Annotated in this window: 17 protein-coding genes and 1 tRNA gene; 16 read left to right on the top strand and 2 right to left on the bottom strand. The window is 35.8% G+C overall.

Annotation, left to right across the window (positions count from 1 at the left end; genetic code table 11):
• Position 1 precedes the first annotated feature (1 nt).
• Positions 2-4,534, top strand: a complete 4,533-nt coding sequence (locus Q5O86_RS05870; RefSeq protein ID WP_302626212.1) for a PolC-type DNA polymerase III — start codon at positions 2-4, stop codon at positions 4,532-4,534.
• Positions 4,535-4,589: 55 nt separating this feature from the next.
• Here Q5O86_RS05870 and Q5O86_RS05865 read toward each other — a convergent pair whose 3' ends face one another.
• A complete protein-coding gene (locus tag Q5O86_RS05865) occupies positions 4,590-5,408 on the bottom strand; it encodes an SDR family oxidoreductase (protein WP_302626211.1) in 819 nt (272 codons plus the stop codon).
• A gap of 104 nt (positions 5,409-5,512) precedes the next feature.
• Here Q5O86_RS05865 and Q5O86_RS05860 point away from each other — a divergent pair.
• The 10 genes from Q5O86_RS05860 to Q5O86_RS05815 all read left to right on the top strand — a co-directional run bounded on the left by Q5O86_RS05860 (position 5,513) and on the right by Q5O86_RS05815 (position 14,370).
• Positions 5,513-5,584 (top strand) — tRNA-Glu (locus tag Q5O86_RS05860).
• A gap of 239 nt (positions 5,585-5,823) precedes the next feature.
• The gene (gene rimP / locus Q5O86_RS05855; protein WP_302626210.1) at positions 5,824-6,291 is read left to right on the top strand and encodes a ribosome maturation factor RimP; all 468 of its coding nucleotides are present in this window, start codon (positions 5,824-5,826) and stop codon (positions 6,289-6,291) included.
• A gap of 15 nt (positions 6,292-6,306) precedes the next feature.
• A complete protein-coding gene (gene nusA / locus Q5O86_RS05850) occupies positions 6,307-7,518 on the top strand; it encodes a transcription termination factor NusA (protein WP_302626209.1) in 1,212 nt (403 codons plus the stop codon).
• 11 nt (positions 7,519-7,529) lie between these two features.
• A complete protein-coding gene (locus Q5O86_RS05845; protein WP_302626208.1) occupies positions 7,530-7,808 on the top strand; it encodes a YlxR family protein in 279 nt (92 codons plus the stop codon).
• Entirely contained in the window at positions 7,801-8,133 is a 333-nt protein-coding gene (locus Q5O86_RS05840) for a ribosomal L7Ae/L30e/S12e/Gadd45 family protein (RefSeq protein ID WP_302626207.1), read from the top strand. Before Q5O86_RS05845 ends, Q5O86_RS05840 begins: the two co-directional genes overlap by 8 nt.
• Before the next feature lie 14 nt (positions 8,134-8,147).
• Entirely contained in the window at positions 8,148-11,177 is a 3,030-nt protein-coding gene (infB, locus tag Q5O86_RS05835) for a translation initiation factor IF-2 (RefSeq protein WP_302626206.1), read from the top strand.
• 12 nt (positions 11,178-11,189) lie between these two features.
• The gene (rbfA, locus tag Q5O86_RS05830) at positions 11,190-11,546 is read left to right on the top strand and encodes a 30S ribosome-binding factor RbfA (protein ID WP_302626205.1); all 357 of its coding nucleotides are present in this window, start codon (positions 11,190-11,192) and stop codon (positions 11,544-11,546) included.
• 10 nt (positions 11,547-11,556) lie between these two features.
• Complete coding sequence (locus Q5O86_RS05825) at positions 11,557-12,504, top strand: bifunctional oligoribonuclease/PAP phosphatase NrnA (RefSeq protein WP_302626204.1); 948 nt, start codon at positions 11,557-11,559, stop codon at positions 12,502-12,504.
• 24 nt (positions 12,505-12,528) lie between these two features.
• Complete coding sequence (gene truB / locus Q5O86_RS05820) at positions 12,529-13,437, top strand: tRNA pseudouridine(55) synthase TruB (RefSeq protein WP_302626203.1); 909 nt, start codon at positions 12,529-12,531, stop codon at positions 13,435-13,437.
• Positions 13,438-13,455: 18 nt separating this feature from the next.
• On the top strand, positions 13,456-14,370 hold the full coding sequence (locus Q5O86_RS05815; RefSeq protein ID WP_302626202.1) for a bifunctional riboflavin kinase/FAD synthetase: 915 nt from the start codon (positions 13,456-13,458) through the stop codon (positions 14,368-14,370).
• 84 nt (positions 14,371-14,454) lie between these two features.
• Here Q5O86_RS05815 and Q5O86_RS05810 read toward each other — a convergent pair whose 3' ends face one another.
• Complete coding sequence (locus tag Q5O86_RS05810) at positions 14,455-14,799, bottom strand: helix-turn-helix domain-containing protein (protein WP_302626201.1); 345 nt, start codon at positions 14,797-14,799, stop codon at positions 14,455-14,457.
• A 230-nt stretch (positions 14,800-15,029) separates the two neighbouring features.
• Here Q5O86_RS05810 and Q5O86_RS05805 point away from each other — a divergent pair, with 230 nt between their 5' ends.
• The 5 genes from Q5O86_RS05805 to Q5O86_RS05785 all read left to right on the top strand — a co-directional run bounded on the left by Q5O86_RS05805 (position 15,030) and on the right by Q5O86_RS05785 (position 20,551).
• Positions 15,030-16,256 carry an Ig-like domain-containing protein gene (locus Q5O86_RS05805; protein WP_302626200.1) on the top strand — a complete coding sequence of 409 codons (1,227 nt, stop codon included), beginning with the start codon at positions 15,030-15,032 and terminating at the stop codon, positions 16,254-16,256.
• 216 nt (positions 16,257-16,472) lie between these two features.
• The gene (locus Q5O86_RS05800) at positions 16,473-17,540 is read left to right on the top strand and encodes an AAA family ATPase (protein ID WP_302626199.1); all 1,068 of its coding nucleotides are present in this window, start codon (positions 16,473-16,475) and stop codon (positions 17,538-17,540) included.
• A 23-nt stretch (positions 17,541-17,563) separates the two neighbouring features.
• Complete coding sequence (locus Q5O86_RS05795) at positions 17,564-18,802, top strand: CpaF family protein (protein WP_302626198.1); 1,239 nt, start codon at positions 17,564-17,566, stop codon at positions 18,800-18,802.
• A gap of 8 nt (positions 18,803-18,810) precedes the next feature.
• On the top strand, positions 18,811-19,668 hold the full coding sequence (locus Q5O86_RS05790) for a type II secretion system F family protein (RefSeq protein WP_302626197.1): 858 nt from the start codon (positions 18,811-18,813) through the stop codon (positions 19,666-19,668).
• Positions 19,669-19,678: 10 nt separating this feature from the next.
• Positions 19,679-20,551, top strand: coding sequence for a pilus assembly protein TadC (locus Q5O86_RS05785; protein ID WP_302626196.1), 873 nt, complete (start codon positions 19,679-19,681; stop codon positions 20,549-20,551).
• Position 20,552 lies beyond the last annotated feature (1 nt).

Raw genomic sequence — 20,552 nt, 5'->3', positions numbered from 1 at the left:
ATTGGAAAAGAAAAAGTTTTTTGACGTTTTCCAAAGTATAAAATTAAATGATGAATTGACAGCTATGTTTGAGTATGTTGATGTTTGTAAAATAGCGACAAATATAGAACATACAAAAATGCGCATATATATTGAAAGCAGCAGACTTATTGAAAAGTCTGCTATTTTCACTGTTAGAGATGAAATATCGAGAAATTTGCGGGTAGGAAAGAGAATACAGATAGAGATTATTGAAAAATATTCTCTCTCAAGCCAATATACAAAAGAAAATCTTTTTGAATTATACAAAGATAGCATAATCATGGAGTTGAGTGAAAAAAGTCCGATTGTTGCTACGATGTTTAAAAAAGCTCCAATACAGTTTGATGAACAGGGAAGGTTATTAATTGATTTAGAGGAGAGTATTGTATCAGAGGCGAGAATGAAAATACTCAAAGATACGATTGAAAAGATTTTTAGAGACAGATTTGATTTGCCTTTAGAAGTAAAAATTATAAAACGTGTGATGCAGTCTAATCGATTTGCGGAGAGAAATGCCAGACGACTAAAAAATGAAGTGAATGTTCTTCTCGGTAAGAATCAGACGAATGAGGATGAAAAGAAAAAACAAAAAGAAGAAAAGGCAAAGCCTGTAAGAGCCAGAAAAGCAACATACTCTCAGGATCCGGATATGGTTTATGGGCGCGACTTTAAATATGAGAGTGATACAAAATTATGTGATGTTTTTGAGGGAACCGGCGAAACTGTAGTCAGAGGACAAGTAATGACTATGGATGACAGGGAGACAAGAACTGGAAAATTTATTGTGACAATGGAAATTACGGATTTTACAGATAGTATTGCGGTAAAAGTTTTTTTGGCGGATGAAAATGTAAAAAAAGAATTTACTTCTAAAGTGAAAAAAGGTACTTTTTTGAGAATTAAAGGGGTAGCTCTTTTTGATACCTATGATAGGCAGGTTGAAATCAGCAGAGTGGATGGAATGAAAATTATTCCGGCATTTTCAGTTGGTGACAAGAGAAAAGATACTGCAGTAGATAAGAGAGTGGAGCTGCACTGTCATACGAAAATGAGTGATATGGACGGTGTCAGTGAGTGTAAAAAAATCGTAAGAAGAGCCTACGAGTGGGGGCATAAAGCTATTGCGATTACAGACCATGGTGTGGTGCAGGCGTTTCCCGATGCATGGCATGAATATCAGGATATACAGAAAGAATGTAAAAAAGCGGGAAAAGAATGTGATTTTAAGGTTATTTATGGAGTGGAAGCCTATCTGGTAGATGATTTAAAGGATATGATTGTAAATCCAAAAGGGCAGACATTGGATGTAAGCTTTGTTGTATTTGATTTAGAGACTACGGGATTTAGTGCAAAAAGCGATAAAATCATTGAGATAGGAGCGGTAAAGATAGAAAAAGGAAAGATAGTAGACCGCTTTAGCACCTTTGTTAATCCTGAAATTCCTATCCCTTTTAGAATTGAACAGCTCACAAGTATCAATGACCATATGGTCATTGATGCGCCTAAAATAGAGGATATATTGCCGAAATTCATGGAATTTTGTAAAGGGTGCGTTATGGTGGCGCACAATGCGGATTTTGATATGAGTTTTATAGCGGCAAATTGCGAGAGACAGGGACTGCCTTGTGATTTTACGGTAATTGATACGGTGGCAATGTCCAGATATCTTATTATTGGACTGGGAAGATATAAACTCGACAATGTGGCAAAGGCTTTGGGCGTTGTGCTGGACCACCATCACAGAGCTGTGGATGACGCAGAATGTACAGCGCTTATTTTCTTAAAGCTATGTAAAATGCTGGAAGAAAAAGGAATCAACAACTTAGATGAATTGAATGAGCAGGGAAAGCAGTCTAAGAATCTCATAGACAAGCTTCCGGCGCATCATGCTATTATATTGGTCAAAAATCTTGTGGGGAGAGTAAATTTATATAAGCTGGTATCAATCTCTCATATAGATACATTCGCAAATAAGAGACCGCGTATTTTAAAGAGTGACTATTTAAAATATTGTGAGGGGCTTATAATCGGAAGTGCCTGCGAAGCGGGTGAATTGTATCAGGCAATTCTACATGGAAGACCGCAGCAGGAAATTGCAAGATTGGCAGAATTTTACGATTATTTTGAAGTGCAGCCTCTTGGAAACAATGAATTTATGCTGAAAACCGGAAATCCCGAAATTGATAATAAAAAGAAGTTTTTGGTGGACTCTAAAGAAGAACTTCAGGATGTGAATAGAAAAATCATTGAGCTTGGCAGAAAATTTCATAAGATGACGGTCGCAACCTGTGATGTTCATTTTTTGGACCCGGAAGATGAGATTTACAGAAGAATTATTCAATATGGAAATGGATTTAAGGATGCAGATAATCAGGCACCGCTTTACCTTCGTACTACAGATGAAATGTTAAAAGAATTTGATTATTTGGGCAGTGATGTAGCAGAGGAGATTGTAATTACTAATCCCAATAAAATTACAGAAATGATAGATAATATTTCACCGATACATCCGGATAAATGTCCTCCGGTATTGGAAAATTCAGAGGAGAATCTTAGAAATATCTGTTTTGATAAAGCACATGAGATATATGGTGAAGACTTGCCAAAAATTGTGGAAGACAGACTGGAGGTAGAATTAGATTCGATTATCGGTAATGGATATGCGGTAATGTATATTATGGCGCAGAGGCTTGTGTGGAAATCGAATGAGGACGGATATCTTGTGGGGTCAAGAGGTTCCGTTGGTTCTTCATTTGCAGCGACCATGTCAGGTATTACTGAATGTAATCCTCTGGCACCTCACTATTATTGTGAAAAATGTAAGAGTTCTTTTTTTGAGGATGAATATAGAGCTTCAGAAGGAACGAATCCCGAAGAAATAAAGAGGATTCAGAGTATCATTAAAGAAGAAAGAGATGCGGGTGGATTAGGGTTTGATTTGCCGGATATGATTTGTCCCTGCTGTGGAGAAAAGTTACATAAGGATGGATTGGAAATACCATTTGAGACATTCCTGGGGTTTGGTGGAACAAAAGAACCGGATATTGACTTGAATTTTTCCGGTGAATATCAGGCAAATGCTCATGCATATACAGAAGTAATGTTTGGAAAGGGACATACATTTAGAGCGGGAACAATTACCGGCGTGGCAGATAAGACAGCTTTCGGATATGTAAAAAATTATTTTGACGATCATGAGCAGGTTAAGAGAACAGCCGAAATTGATAGAATTTCGAGAGGATGCACCGGTATTAGAAGAAGTACGGGGCAGCATCCGGGTGGAATTGTTATTGTCCCAAGGGACAAGGAAATATATGATTTTACACCGATACAAAAGCCGGCAAATGATATGACTGTCGATACCATTACAACGCATTTCGAGTATCATGCCATCGATGCAAACCTGTTAAAGCTTGATATTCTCGGGCACGACGACCCGACAATGATTCGCAGACTTGAAAAGTTGACGGACACGAATGTACAGACCGATGTTCCCTTTGATGACAAAAATGTAATGTCGTTGTTTCTAAGCCCTGAGGCACTTGGAATAACTTCAGAGGATATCGATGGATGCCCTACCGGAACTTTAGGACTGCCGGAGTTGGGAACAGATTTTGTTATCCAAATGTTAGTGGACACAAAACCGACAAAAATAGCAGATTTGGTTAGAATTGCCGGATTGTCTCACGGTACCGATGTATGGCTTGGAAATGCCCAGCAATTGATTGCAGAGGGAAAATGTACGATTTCTTCTGCTATTTGTACCAGAGATGATATTATGGTATATCTGATGGATAAAGGTATTGAGCCACAGGTAAGCTTTGATATTATGGAACATGTAAGAAAAGGAAGAGGACTGCTTACTTATAAGGATAAGAAAACAGGAGAAGAACGCCAGGAGGAAGATGTAATGCGTGAGCATAATGTACCTGAATGGTATATATGGTCATGTAAAAAGATTAAATATATGTTCCCGAAAGCCCATGCGGCAGCATATATTATGATGGCTTTGAGAGTGGCATGGTATAAGGTTTATCGCCCGTTGGCATATTATGCCGCATATTTTGGAATTAGGGCAAAAGCGTTTGATTATGAAACGATGTGCCGGGGACAGGAAAAATTAGAGTATTACATGTCAGAATTAAAGAGAAAGAAAGCGAATCATGAAGCCTCGAAAAAGGATGAAGATTCTTTGGGAGATATGAAGGTTGTACAGGAAATGTATGCCAGAGGATTTCAATTTCTGCCACTTGACATCTATACTGCGAAAGCCCATGAGTTTCAGATTATAGATGGAAAACTGATGCCGAGTCTCGATACGATAGAAGGTCTGGGAGAGAAGGCGGCAGATGCGTTAGTGGAGGCTGTTGAGGCACAGGAGGGACCATTTGTATCTAAGAATGATTTGAGAGAAAAGAGCAAGTTGAGTAAGACAGTTATTGAAACAATGTCAGAATTGGGATTGTTAGAAGGAATGCCTGAAGACAGTCAATTGTCGATATTTGATTTTTAAAAGAGGAGCCGGCAAAATGCATTATCTGCTGTTTGCCGGCTTTTATACGAGTGGTTTAATTTCTCACGTTTTCAAACATTTTTACTTTTGAAGTTTTGATTATTAATTCATAAAATTTTAATCCAAGTATAGGAAAGAATTTTGAAGTGAAATTCATAAATTTTGCATCTTTTCCGACGATAATCCTTGGTTTCTGTCTGATAATTTTTTTTATTATTTTGGAAGCAGCTTTTTCTACGTTTGTGGATGCAAATGTGATTAGCTTGCTTTTGGAAATAATATATTGGTTTCTAAATATATCTGTTTTTATAAATCCGGGACAGACATAGCCTATGTACATTTCTCTGCCCAGTTCTCCGATAAGTACCTCAGAATAAGCTTTTAGCGCTGCTTTACTGGCGCTGTAGATGCTTGTTCCAATTATTGGGGCGAGAGCATCGGAGCTGGAAATATTAATGATTCCGGGCATTGTTGACCGTCTCAGAATCGGAAGCATTAAATTTATTGCGTATCTACAGCCATGAAAATTGATGTCTATACATTTATTTATCTGTGTTTCGCTATAATTGACAGATTTATCAAATGGTAAAAGAATACCGGCATTATTGATTAATATATCAACATTGATTTTTTCAGCTTTTAATTTATCCACAAATTTTATCCAGTTTTCTCTAATTGCTACATCAAATATTTCATAAAGAAATGCGTCTCTCTGATAGCTGAGTTCATCGAGCAAACTTTTCATTTTCGGTTCAGACAGGCCGACTCCGATAACTTTACAGTTATGTTCTTTAATCAGTTTGACGGTTAATGCGCGCCCGAGTCCGGAAGAAGCGCCTGTGACTAATATTGTTTTTCCATAAATCCAGTCCATAATTAAGTAAATCCCTTTCAAAAATAATAGTAAAATAAATAAAAAGCAAAAAAATACTTGCAAAATATTACGTTGCTGTTATAATAATACAGTAACATTTTTTTGGCTCGTTGGTCAAGTGGTTAAGACGCCGCCCTCTCAAGGCGGAATCAGGGGTTCAATTCCCCTACGAGCTGTTAAAAAGACATTCCTGAAGGGATGTCTTTTTTGCTATTACAAAGCGAACTGCTATATATAATAGCATATTTTAACCGAAAGAACAAAATAACATAAATAATAAATATTTTTCCGGAAAGGGTTGACACTTGTAGAGGAAAGTCTTATAGTTATATGGTAAATATTGACTGGATAGAGAGGAGCGAACCACAAAGGTTCGCTCCTTTGTGTTGAATGTGAAAAAGGGTAGGAGGTCTTAGTGTCAAGAAGAGAAGAATACGAAACAAAAACAGAGGCTTTGCTGCAACCGATTGTAGATGAAAAAGGGTTTGAATTGGTTGACGTAGAATATGTTAAGGAAGGCAGCAATTGGTATCTCAGGGCATTTGTTGATAAGGCAGGCGGTATAACAATTAATGACTTAGAGGCGGTGAGCAGAAAACTAAGTGATTTGTTAGACGAAGAAGATTTTATCAGCGATGCGTACATTTTGGAGGTGAGTTCTCCGGGACTGGGACGTCCGTTAAAAAAGGATAAAGATTTTGACAGAAGTATCGGAGAGGAAATAGAGATTCATCTTTATAGGGCGATTGATGGAAATAAACAGTATGTTGGTCTGTTAAAATCTTATGACAAAGAAAAAATTACTATCGAGGATGAAGATGGTAGTGAAATAAATATTGACAGGGTAAATGTTTCTCTGGTCAGATTAACGATTGATTTTTAGGAGGATAATAGAAAAATGAACAAAGAGTTAATTACAGCATTAGAATTGTTGGAAAAGGAAAAAGGTATTAGTAAAGAGTCATTATTTGAGGCAATTGAAAGTAATTTAGTAGTAGCGTACAAAAATAATTTTAACAAAGCCGATAATGTTGTTGTGACAATGGACAGAGAAACAGGGGACTTTCATATTTATTCACAGAAGAAGGTTGTGGAGGAAGTAAGCGACCCTGTTACAGAAATTTCTTTGGAAGATGCAAGAAATATAAAAGCAGGATATGATTTAGAAGATGTTGTCAATGTGGAAATACAGGCGAGAGATTTTGGACGTATTGCGGCACAGAGTGCAAAAAACGGTATTCTTCAGAAGATGAGGGAAGAAGAGAGAAGAAGTCTGTATGAAGAATATTTTGAGAAACAGAACGACATTATAACAGGAATTGTTCAGAGAATTAATGGAAAGAACATTAGCATTAATCTTGGAAAAGTGGATACAGTTCTGATGGAAAAAGAACAGTCGGCAGGAGAATTTTTTAGACCGAATGACAGAATTAAACTTTATATTACAGAAGTAAAAGATAATGGAAGAGGACCAAGAATTGTTGTTTCAAGAACGCATCCGGGGCTTGTAAAAAGGCTTTTTGAACAGGAAGTAACAGAAATACAGGATGGCACGGTAGAAATCAAGAGCATTGCAAGAGAGGCAGGCTCCAGAACCAAAATAGCCGTGTGGTCGAATAATGAAGACGTAGATGCAGTGGGTGCATGTGTCGGTATTAACGGTGCAAGAGTCAATGCAGTTGTAGACGAACTTCAGGATGAGAAGATGGATATTATTAACTGGAGTGACAATCCGGCAATTTTAATTGAAAATGCGTTGAGTCCATCTAAAGTTGTAGCAGTTCTTGCTGACCCGGACAATAAAGAGGCGTTGGTGGTAGTTCCTGACCTTCAATTGTCACTTGCTATAGGTAAAGAGGGACAGAATGCAAGATTGGCAGCAAAACTTACAAACTTTAAGATTGACATTAAGAGTGAGTCTCAGGCGAAGGCTGAGGGAATACAGTATGTATTTAACGAAGAAGATTATTATGACGAAGAAGAATTTTACGATGATGAGTATTATGATGGAGAATACTATGATGATGAGTATTACGATGAAGAATATGATGCAGAGTATGACGATGAAACAGAAGTGACAGAAGAACCTTCAGAAATAGAAGAAGCATAGGAGATAATGTTATGGGGCAGGTAAAGAAAATTCCCACAAGAACCTGTACAGGATGCAGACAGGTAAAAAATAAAAAAGACTTAATCAGAGTTGTGAGAGACAAAGAGGGAAAGGTTTTTGTAGATATTACGGGAAGACAAAATGGTAGAGGTGCATATATTTGTCCTGATATGAGCTGTTTGGAAAAGGCAGTAAAAAATAAAGGATTAGAGAGGACTCTAAAAATTTCAGGAATAGATGAGGAAGTTTATACAAACTTGAGAAAAGAATTGGGAGAAATCAATGAGTGAAATTTTTAATGAAGCTTTGTTAAATAAAGTATTTTCCATGACAGGACTTGCGACGAGAGCAGGTAAGACGGTGGCAGGAGAGTTCTCTGTAGAGAAAGCCGTGAAAACGAAAAAGGCCAAGTTAGTCATTGTTTCAGAAGACGCTTCTGCGAACACAAAAAAACTATTTATGAATAAATGTAAATTTTATGATATTCCTGTTTTTATTTGTGGAAGTAGAGAGCAGCTTGGAAAATCTACAGGAAATAAGGAACGTGCATCCATAGCAGTATTAGATGAAAGTTTTAGTAAAACGATTATTAAAATGTTAACACAGAGTAATTAAGTGGAGGTAATTAAATGGCAAAAATGAGAGTACGAGAATTAGCCAAAGAATTAGATATAAAAAGTGCAGATATTGTGACAGCGCTGGGTGAAAAAGGTGTTGAAGTAGTAGCGGCAAGTTCAATAGAAGAAGAAAACATCGAGTTTATTAAGAGTAAATTTGGAAATAATAAGGAAGCTGCGAAACAAAGCGGCGGCGAAGAAAAGAAAGAAGAAAAGTCAAAGCCTAGAGTAATTATTACAAGTAAGGGAATAGTAAGAACAGGTGAAAGACGTTCCAAAGGTGAAGGTGAGCGCAGACGCCGAAGACATAGTGAAGGTGAGCATAGACATCGTTCCAGAAGCAGCTCTGAATCAAAAGGTGAGACCGTAAAAGAAACGATAAAAGAAGAGGCGAAAACGGAAGTGAAAACAGAGACAGTGAGAGAAGCTGTAAAAGTCAATGAAGAAGTGAAGAAAAAAGATGATGTGTCTGTAAACACAGAGTCTGTTTCGCTTAAGAAAGAACAAAAAGCAGAAGAAAGCAGAACCAATACTGTTGAATTCAAAACAGAGCCGGTTCAGACGGAAAAGGTAGTGCAAGTAAAGATAGACGAGAAAAATGATGAGAAAAAAGAAACAAAGGATGTGTCTGTGCAAGAACAAATAAAAAAGGTAGAACCGCAGAAGAGCGCCATTCAGGAAGAAAAGAAAGAATCTGCACACACGGAAAACAGACCACAGAAAAATAATCCGCCAAAGAATAATGTCAATAGAAATACTGACAGAAGACAGAATGGTGACAGAAACGGGAATACTGACAGAAATAACAGAAACGGAAACCGTGACAGAAATAACGATAGAAATGGAAACCGCAATAACGACAGAAATGGAAATCGCAACAATGATAGGAACGGTAACCGTAATAATGACAGGAATAATGGAAACTTCCGTGACAGAAATGGAAACAATGACAGAAATAATAGAAATGGAAACCGTAACAATGACAATAGAAACGGTGGAAATTTCCGTGACAGAAATAATAACAATAACAATAGAAACAGTAACAATAACAACAACAGAAATGATGACAGACGTGATTTTAGAAAAAATGATAGAGGAAATGACGCTCCATCAGAGTCCATGCAGGATAAAAACAGAAAATCCAGGGAAAATAAGATACGTCAGGACAGACAGGAACGCAATAAAAAGAACTTTGAAGATGGCGGAAGAAAGGGAAAAAATGGAAAGAGAGTTGACCTTTCAAAACCTATAATGGAGAAGCCAAAGAAGAAGGAAGAGAAGAAAGAAGAAATTAAGGTTATAGAAATTCCTGAGTTCATTACGATTGCACAGCTTGCAGAAAAAATGAAAATGCAGCCTTCTGCAATTATTAAAAAATTATTCCTTGAAGGTAAAATGGTTACTGTAAATACTGAGGTCGATTTTGATAGTGCAGAAGAAATAGCAATGGGCTATGACATTATGTGCGAGAAAGAAGAAAAAGTCGATATTATTGAGGAACTTTTGAAAGAAGAGGAAGAAGATGAGGGATTGATGGTCAAGAGACCACCGGTTGTCTGTGTTATGGGACACGTTGATCATGGTAAAACATCACTTCTCGATGCAATCAGGGAGACAAATGTTATCTCCGGAGAAGCAGGTGGAATCACACAGCATATTGGTGCATCTGTAGTGAAGATTAACGACCGCACAATTACTTTTCTTGATACACCGGGACATGAAGCGTTTACAGCTATGCGTATGAGAGGTGCGCAGTCAACAGATATTGCAATTTTAGTTGTCGCAGCGGACGACGGTGTTATGCCGCAGACGGTAGAGGCTATTAATCATGCTAAAGCAGCAGGAATTGAAATTATTGTTGCAATTAATAAGATTGATAAGCCGGGTGCAAACCTGGATAGAGTAAAACAGGGGCTGGCAGAGCATGAGCTTCTGGCATCAGACTGGGGTGGAGATGTAGAGATGGTTCCGGTTTCGGCACATACAAAAGAAGGTATCGATGACTTACTTGAAATGGTGTTATTGCAGGCTGATGTATTGGAATTAAAGGCAAATCCAAATCGTCAGGCAAGAGGTATTGTTATCGAGGCGAAGCTGGATAAAGGCAAAGGACCGGTTGCCACTGTTTTGGTACAAAAAGGTACACTCAATATTGGAGCAAATATTGCAGCAGGTGCAAATCACGGAAGAGTGAGAGCAATGACAGATGATAGAGGAAATCGAATTAAAATGGCAGGTCCATCTACTCCTGTAGAAATCCTGGGTCTCAGTGGCGTTCCAAATGCGGGTGAAGTATTTGTTTCAACTGAGACAGCAAATGAGGCAAAAGATTTTGCCAATACATTTGTTGAGGACAGCAAAGCAAAACTTATGGAAAGTAATAAGTTTAGAATTTCTCTGGATGACCTTAATTCGCAAATTGAGGCAGGAGAACTCAAAGAACTTAATGTAATTATCAAAGCTGATGTTCAGGGTTCTGTAGAGGCAGTAAAGCAGAGTTTAATTAAGCTCTCTAATGATGAGGTTGAAGTAAAAGTAATACATGGAGGCGTAGGTGCTATTAACGAATCTGACGTTATACTCGCATCGACATCCAATGCGATTATTCTCGGATTTAATGTAAAACCGGACGGCAGAGCAGAAGAGACTGCAAAGAACGAGAATGTAGATTTAAGACTTTATTCAGTAATTTATACTGCAATAGATGATATTGAACGTGCTATGAAAGGAATGCTTGAACCGATTTATGAGGAGAAGATTATTGGTCATGCCGAAATTCGACAGATTTTCAAGGCTTCCGGTGTTGGAAATATTGCAGGTTCCTATGTGTTAGATGGTATGATGCAGAGAGGCTGTAAGGCTAGAGTATCCAGAGACGGAGAACAGATTTTTGAGGGACCGGTTGCGTCTCTTAAGAGATATAAAGATGATGTAAAAGAAGTGAAAGCTGGTTATGAATGTGGTCTGGTATTTGACGGATTTAACGAGATTACAGAGGGTGACCAGGTGGAAGCTTATATTATGGTGGAAGTACCTAGATAGGGGAATTTTATTATGAGAAAGAATAGTATAAAAAATACCCGGATTAATGGTGAGGTTCAAAGAGAGCTGAGCAATATTATCAGGGAATTAAAAGACCCGAGAATTGGAATAATGACCAGTGTGACCGCAGTAGAGGTCACACCGGACCTTAAATTCTGTAAAGCATATATTAGTGTTCTCGGAGATGAGCAGGCGAAAGCGGATACATTAGAAGGCCTGAAGAGTGCAGCAGGATTTATCAGGCGGGAGCTTGCGAGAACAGTCAATCTTAGAAATACTCCGGAGATTAAGTTTGTTATGGACGAATCCATTGAGTATGGAATGAAAATGTCTAAATTGATTGATGATGTCAGAAAGAACGAAGAATAAAGGGTAAATCATGAAGAAAATAAATGAGATAATAGGTGAGGCTAAGACGATAGCCATAGCCGGTCATGTGAGGCCGGATGGAGATTGTGTCGGTTCCTGTATGGCTTTGTATAATTATTTAAAAAGAAACAGGCAGGATTTGACTGTAAAAGTATATTTAGAGTATGTTGACAAAAAGTTTGACATGATTGCGAATGTTAGTGAAATTATTACAGACGGATATGATGGAACAAAGTATGATTTATTTATTTCACTAGATACGGCAAGTTTAGATAGACTTGGCAGGAATGCAGCATTTTTTCATAATGCAAAGAGAACGGTATGTATTGACCATCATGCAAGTAATCCGGGATATGCCGATTATAATTATATTGTCTCAGAAGCGAGTTCTGCCAGTGAGGTCTTATTTTATGTTTTAGATGAGGATAAATTTGATAAGAGCATTGCAGAGCCAATGTACATGGGAATTGCCCACGACTCAGGAGTTTTTCGATTTTCCACAACGACACCGGAGACGATGCGTATTGCAGCAAGGATGATGGAATACGGAGTGCATGCAAATGAGATATTGGAGGAGACTTTTTATAGAAAAACATATAGTCAATTCATGGTTACGGCAAAAATACAAAATGATGCTGTACTTTGTATGGAGGGGAAATGTATTTATGGATTTTGTACTTCAAAAACTATGAAAGAGTTTGGGGTAACGTCAAATGATTTAGATGCAGTGATTGCCTCTCTCAGAAATGTGGACGGTGTTGAAGTGGCATTATTTGCCTATCAGCTTGAGGAGGACAGATACAAAATCAGTCTTCGTTCGAAAAGATATGTGGATGTAAGTAAAATCGCTATCCAATTTGGAGGCGGTGGTCATGTTAGAGCTGCGGGATTTGATATAGAGGGTAGTTTAGAGGAAGTGCTTGAAAAGGTACTTGCTGTGATAAAAGGGATTCTGTAGTGTAGAGTGATAAGGAATCATTGTATGATAAGTGGAGTAATTAATGTTTATAAAGAACCTGGGTTTACATCCCATGATGTTGTGGCAAAGCTCAGGGGAATATTGAAACAAAAGAAAATTGGACATATGGGAACACTCGACCCCAATGCGGTGGGAGTGCTGCCTGTCTGTTTAGGAAAAGCCACAAAATTATGTGATATATTGTCTGAAAAAGATAAGAGTTATAAGGCTACTTTGTTATTGGGAGTTGAGACAGATACACAAGATACTGATGGTCAGATAATTGCTAAAGCAGATGAGGCATCGGTTTTGGCATTGACGGAGGAAAAGGTTTTTGAAACCATTAAAGGTTATATTGGGGACTATGAACAGATTCCTCCGATGTTTTCTGCAATTAAGATTGGTGGAGAAAAGTTATATAATCTTGCCAGAAGGGGAATGGTTATCGAACGTCCCGCAAGGCATTGTAAGATTATAGATATCACGGTTACGAAAATGTATCTTCCAAGAGTAGATTTACATGTCACATGTTCCAAAGGTACATATGTTAGAACTTTATGCAGTGATATTGGAAATGACCTTGGTGTAGGCGGATGTATGGAAAAGTTGATAAGGACAAAAGTAGAAAGGTTTCATGTGGACGAAAGTATTACATTGAAACAAATTGAGGCATATAGGGACAACGGTACGTTAGAGGCTTATATTACACCGGTAGATGAAATGCTTGATACATATTCTAAATGTGTGGTATCAGAGAATGCCGGGAAATTAGTATATAATGGTAATATTTTTACGTCAGGAAATACATTTTTGAAGATGAATCATGAAGATGGACAGACAGTGAGAGTGTATACTTATGATGGAAAGTTTATTGGGTTATATAAGTTTTATAAAGAAAAGCAGATTTATAAGCCGATAAAGATGTTTCTATAGGAGAAGATAGGAGTAAACATGCAGAGCATTTCAGTAAATGATGGTATTAAGTTAAAAAATACAATTGTTACGATTGGAAAGTTCGATGGTATTCATAAAGGACACGAGAAATTATTTGAGGAAATTGCAAAGCATGCCAATGGAAGACAAAAGGTCGTGCTTACATTTGGGACTTCGCCCAAAGCCTTTCTCACGAATAATCCAAATAAGACGATTGTAACTGATATGGAAAAACAGATTCTCTGTGAACAGCAGGGGATAGATGTTTACATGATAATGCCATTGGAAAAAGAATTTTTGGCATTAACACCGGATGAATTTGTTAAGCAGATATTAAAAGATAAAATAGGTGCAACGACGATTGTATGTGGGACTGATTTTCGTTTTGGCTCTGAGGCAAGAGGAGATGTCGATTTTCTTAAAGTAAACCAAAAAAAGTATGGTTATAACGTGATTGTTGTAGAAAAAGAGAAATATCATAATAAAGATATTAGCAGTACGACAATTCGGGAAAAAATTTCTGCCGGTGATATGTTAGAAGTAAATGAGATGTTAGATCATCCGTATAGTGTGATAGGAAAGGTAGAAAAGGGAAAGCAGTTAGGTAGAACATTAGGACTTCCCACAGCAAACATTATTCCGGAGGAGACAAAGCTACTGCCACCGAATGGAGTCTACAGGTCAGTGGTAGATGTAGGTGGACAAAGATTTCATTCTATAAGTAACGTGGGAATTAATCCTACGGTAGAAAATGGAAAACAGATTAAAGTTGAGACACATATTATTGATTATAAGGAATATATATATAATGAAATTGTTCAGGTGCAGTTTTTTGATTATATAAGACCTGAACGAACTTTTGAGAGTTTAGAGGAATTGAAAAAACAAATTGAAAATGATATTGAAAAATGTAGGGAAATAGTAGGAAAATAAATATTAATATGATTTTATGACAAAAGCAGTACAGATAGGAAAAGATAAATGAAGTACTGCTTTTGCTATGCGGCGTGTTGTTATCTAATCATCTTCACATGGTGTGGTAGTTAATCGTTGAAGTGCATGAAGTATGTTTACAATACAATCAAAATTATCGTAGCCAAGAGTGTTACAGTAATCAAGTATGGAATCCATATCAAGGCTGCTTCCCTGACCGGTTAAAATATAATCACAACTGAGATTGAGTTCCTGACTAAATTTAATAATATTTTCAGGTCTGATACCCTTTGTTCCGTTTTCGGCAGTGCTAATCATTTGAGGAGTTACTCCCATCAATTCTGCTAATGTTTCTTGAGACATCCCCATTTGTTTTCTCCGCTTTCGAATGCGATAGCCAATTTCTTTATATAATATGTTTTTATCCATAAATATCTCCGTTTCATAAATAGTTTGTATTATATTAAAAAATACAAATAACAATGTTGGTAACTAATATATCATTCAAGAACGACAATTTAAATAAAACATAGTTGCAAAATAACAACTATGAATGATGAAAAATAAATATAACATATATTAGTTTGTACAGAGAAAAAATAAATATAAGTTGATGTAAAAAAGATTATATATTGAAAATAATTCATAGGGTTGGTATAATGGGAATGAAAAAAATTGAATATGGAAGATTATGGAAAGGAAAGAATATGAAAAAGAAATTTTTATGTTTATTGACGACTGTTGTAGCGGCAATCGGTATGGCAACAATGGTAAATGCAGCTACAATCGAAAGCAACGGAAAGGTTAACAAAGTGGACTCTGTGATGGTATCTGATCCAATGAGCATTGCAGATACTTATGAGTGGGGCGAAGGCGAGGAACACATTGATGATGTATATAAAGTGAAATTTACTTTAGACCAGCCTGCTTATGTTAAGGTAAGTGTAAATAGTACGATTTGTTATAATGGGTTAGATAATTTAGGAAATTTGAATAATGCCATTGTTACGACAGTAGGTGGGAAAATGTTAGGGGAATCCATTGGCTCTAATATAGGAACTATTTTTACAAATGAGGAACATAGCGGATATTATATATTAGAAAAAGGTAGCTATTATATAGTATATAATGGAAAGGAAAGTGATGGTTATAGCAATAAATCAAAGGGAAGCGTTACTACCATTATTGAAGCCGAGGATGTGATGAGAACAGGAAATGTTACCGGAGTGTCTTCAAAGTCAATGCTTCCATTGACAAATAATAAGGCAGGTTATGGTTATATCTCAAACCTGTACAGTGAGCAGTATTTTAAGTTTACAGTTACGAAACAGTCAAAGGTAAGTCTCGACATGTCGATAGCAGATACACCATCGTGTCTTAAATTATTGATGAAATATGAATTGTTTTCTATTGGTGGTATCAGTTATACAGAAAAATTAAAAATGCAAAAAAATTCAGCTAAATATAGTACAACGGAAAGAAGGCAGTTGGGAGAAGGAGGCAGCTTCGATAATTTTCCTAAGAGCGGTTCTACAGGTTATGTAACGTTGCCAAAGGGAACTTACTATTTGAAAATATCAGGAATTAGTGGTCAGGGCGCTGTAAAGGTTACGCCACATATAACTGAGATAAAATCAACTCCTACGCTGAAAGCACCAAAATTAAAAAAATACAAAAAAAATACGAAGAAGATAACAGGAACAGCTACAAAGAAAGCAACGGTAAAGGTAAAGGTTGGAAAGAAAACATATACTGTAAAAGCGAACGCAAAAGGTAAGTTTACGGTAAAATTAAAAGCAAAATTGAAAAGGAAAACTAAGATTGTTGTATATGCTAAATTAAAGGGATATAAAGATAGTAAGAAAGTAACTTATAAGGTGAAATAATTAAAAATTATTTGTTAAACAAAAGTGTCACAATAAATCTATAGTATAGATAAAAGAATCTGAACTATAGTTTATCGTGGCACTTTTGTTTTAACTAAATATTTATTTTTTATACAAATAATAAAACTATAGTTGAAAAATATCAAATATAGTTATATAATAAGGCGTATAAAGTCGAATAAAGTTGAAAAAAGGATGAAACATAGGAGCGAAAGTATGAAGATAAGAGTAGCCATATTGGATGGGGATAAAACGTATTTAAATAGAATAACGACAGTTTTTATGAACAAATATATGGATAAATTGGAGGTTTATTCTTTCTCAGATATAGAAATTGCTTTATCGTCTTTAGAAGAAAAGAAAATAGATGTATTGATAGCAAATGAAAATTTTGAAATTGATTCTTCTAAAATTCCTAAGAGATGTGGTTTTGTTTATTTTGTTGAAAATAATAATGTGGAAGAAATTAAGGGAATAAAGACAATATGTAAGTTTCAAAAGGTAGAATTGATATATAAACAGATATTAGGAATATTTGCTGATATTAGTATCAATATGTCTGGAGTAAAATTTGAAGAAAATAGTACAAATATTATTGCATTTTGTGGTGTGAGTGGTGGAGTAGGGAGTTCTTCAATTGCAGCATCATATGCACGAAAAATGGCAAAAGAAAATAAAAAAGTCTTATTTTTAGAATTGGAACAGTTTGGAAGCAGTACCTACTTTTTTGAGGGTGAGGGAACACTTACGTTTAGTGATATTCTATATTGTATAAAGAGTAAAAAAGCAAATCTTCCTTTAAAACTGGAAAGTGCTGTAAAAAGAGACCAGTCAGGAGTTTATTTTTATGAATCTAGTGAAATGGCAATGGATATAGCAGAGATGAAAGTTGATGATTTCAAAACTTTGATTCAAACATTAAGAACAACTGCAGAGTATAATTTGATAGTTTTGGATATTGATTTTATCATGAATGACTTGTTTGCCGAAATAATTAAGACAGCATCAATTATTGTATTAACTGGGGATGGCAGTGAAATTTCAAATGTAAAATTAATGAGAATTTACGAAACGATTAAAATAATAGAACAAAAAAATGATATTGGAATACTCCCAAAAATGAAATTGATATATAACAAATTTAGTAATAAAACAGGAAATATTTTGGAGGATATTGAAATTAGTAATATCGGAGGTGTTCCGAAGTTTGAGCATGCTACGACAAAACAGATATTAATGCAATTAGAAAGTAGAGACAATTTATTAGAAAAAATTAATGAATAAAATTAGTTGAAAATGGAGGTTGCATGCAGGAAGAATTACAGAAAAAAGTTGTCGATGAAATGAAAACCTATGTTACAGAAAATTTTCCGTTAAGTAAATTATCAGATGAAGAACTGGAAGAAAAGGTTGAAGAATTGGTAGCTGCAAAGTTGCGGGGAATTTATTGTACTATAGATGACAGGGTGGAAATTGTCAGACAAATATATAGCTCTATAAGAGGATTGGGATTGTTAGATAGTATTATTAGCGATGATACGATAACCGAAGTTATGATTAATGGTCCCAAAAATATTTTTATAGAAAAAAGTGGAAAGTTACAAAAACTAGATAAAGAATTTGAGAGTCAAAGGAGACTTGAAGATGTGATACAGAGAATTGTGGGAATGGCAGGAAGAGAGGTAAATCAGGCAAATCCCATTTGTGATACCAGACTTCCGGATGGTTCTCGTGTAAATGTTGTATTACCACCCATTGCTTTATGCGGTCCTACGCTCACAATACGAAAGTTTTCAAAAACACCGATGACGATAGAAAAATTAATAGAGTATGGTTCGTTGACAAAAGAAATAGCTGAAAAACTACAATTACTGGTAAAGGCAAAATACAATATATTTATCAGTGGGGGAACGGGGTCAGGAAAAACTACATTTCTTAATGCCTTATCAAATTATATACCCAAAGATGAACGAGTAATAACAATAGAAGACTCAGCAGAACTACAGATTGTAGGAGTAGAAAATCTTGTCAGTATGGAGACGAGAAATGCTAACTCTGCGGGAGCAGGAGCCATTACAATAACGGATTTAATTAAATCCTCGCTTCGTATGAGACCGGAAAGAATTGTGGTTGGAGAGGTGCGTGGTGGAGAAGCATTAGATATGCTACAGGCTATGAATACCGGACATGATGGTTCTTTGTCTACCGGACATGCAAACTCCACAGAAGATATGTTGAGTCGTTTAGAGACAATGGTTTTGCAAGGTTCTGCGGGATTGCCATTAGAAGCAATTAGGCAGCAGATTGCCTCTGCGGTAGACATTATTATTCATCTTTCAAGGCTTAGAGACCATTCCAGAAAGACAATGGAAATTACAGAGGTAGTAGGTTATGACAATGGAAAGATTATATTAAATCCGCTGTACCGGTTTGTAGAAGATGAAAACAGTACCTTAGAAAAGGTGTCCGGAAGTTTAAAAAGAACGGACAATCCAATGAAAAATATATATAAGTTACAGTTAACAGGAATAAAAAAAGAAATTTAGGAGGACACATGTTTTCTAAAAATAAGAAGAAGGAAAGAGAACCGCAATATTATATGTCGGCAGTAAATACTGCCGTATATAACTATAAGGTATACTATATGTCACCAAAGGAAAAAATACTATATTTCTTGTTGGCATTTGCAACAGGTGCTTTCGTTGCGTATTTGTTTTATGGAGGGCTGGCAAAAGATGAATATGGGAATCCGACTACTGCAACATATGTTTTAAATATAATTATCTGTTCTCTGGTAGGATTATTAGCAGCAAAATTTTATATACCAATCAGAACAGAGAAGCTACAGGAAAAGTCTGTAAACAAGCTAAGAATACAATTTAGAGATATGTTAGATTCTTTGACAACTTCTTTAAATGCGGGAATGAATGTAACAGATTCTTTTATTAATGTATATGAGGACTTAAAAGTTCAATATGATGAAGATGCTTATATAATCAGGGAGTTAGAAGTGATTTTAGAAAGCATACGAAATAATATTGATATAGAAGATGCGTTAATGGATTTGGGAGTGAGAAGCGGTATTGATGATATAAAGAGTTTCGCAAACGTTTTTAAATTGTCTTATAGAAAAGGTGGAAATATAAAAGATATTATACGAAACACGCATGAAATTATCTCAGAAAAAATGGAGATTGAAGAAGATATTAAATCAATGGTGTCTTCTAATAAAAGGGAACAGAATATGATGACAGTTATGCCTGTCGGTATCGTGGGAATCATCAAGCTTATGAGTGGTGACTTTGGAGCAAATTTTTCTACGGGAATTGGCGTGTTATCTACAACAATTGGAGTTGTAATTTTTGTTATTTCATATTTCTTAGGAAAGTCCATATTAGATATTAAAGTTTAGGAGATAGATTATGTTTTTGACAGGAATGGATTATATGATTATAGCTTTGGGATATATTGTATTGATTATATGGTTAGTTTTCTTTTTTAGAGGTTTAAAATATTCCGAATTATTTTCAAGTTTAGATGAAAAAGAGTATATTTTTAAAGATTTGTATGGATTTGGTTATGGAATTATGGAAATGATTCATTATGATTATAAATCTAAAAAAGATAGGAAATTACGAAAGGAAATTGAAATTTTATATGATAAAAAGTTTGCTGATTTTTATATCAGAACAGCATATGCCCAAAAGATAACTATAGCTTCTATTGTTTTTGTTTTAGCGTTTGTAATGTATGGAATCAGTGGCTCATTGATGGGATTGCTGTTAATAGCAGGGATGGCAGGACTTTGTTATTACTATTTTGGAGATACAACAAATAAAAAGATAAAAAAACGTTCAGATGAGATGCTGAGTGATTTTTCTGACGTGGTGTCAAAATTAGCGCTGTTAACGAATGCAGGAATGATTTTAAAAGAAGCGTGGATTGAAACGGCATATGCCGGCGAAACTACAATATATAAAGAAATGCAGAAAGCTGTGGAAGATATGAATAATGGGGTTTCGGAAGTGGGGGCATATTTTTTGTTTGGAAACAGGTGTATTATTCCGGAAATAAAAAAGTTTGTATCAACGATTACACAGGGGGTTACAAAAGGTAATTCAGAGCTTGTAATTATGTTGCAACAACAGAGCAAAGAAGTTTGGCAGTTAAAACAGTCGAACGTAAGGCAAAAGGCTGAGAAGGCTGCATCACAGCTTATGATACCGATATTTTTAATGTTTATCGGTATTTTGATAATGATATTGGTACCTATTTTTGGAAATTTAGGTATTTAAT

The organism is uncultured Eubacterium sp. (genome assembly GCF_937958975.1).
Lineage (GTDB): Bacteria > Bacillota > Clostridia > Lachnospirales > Lachnospiraceae > Eubacterium_G.
Note: the sequence above shows the minus strand (reverse complement) of the source record. Positions and strands in the feature narration are given on the sequence as shown.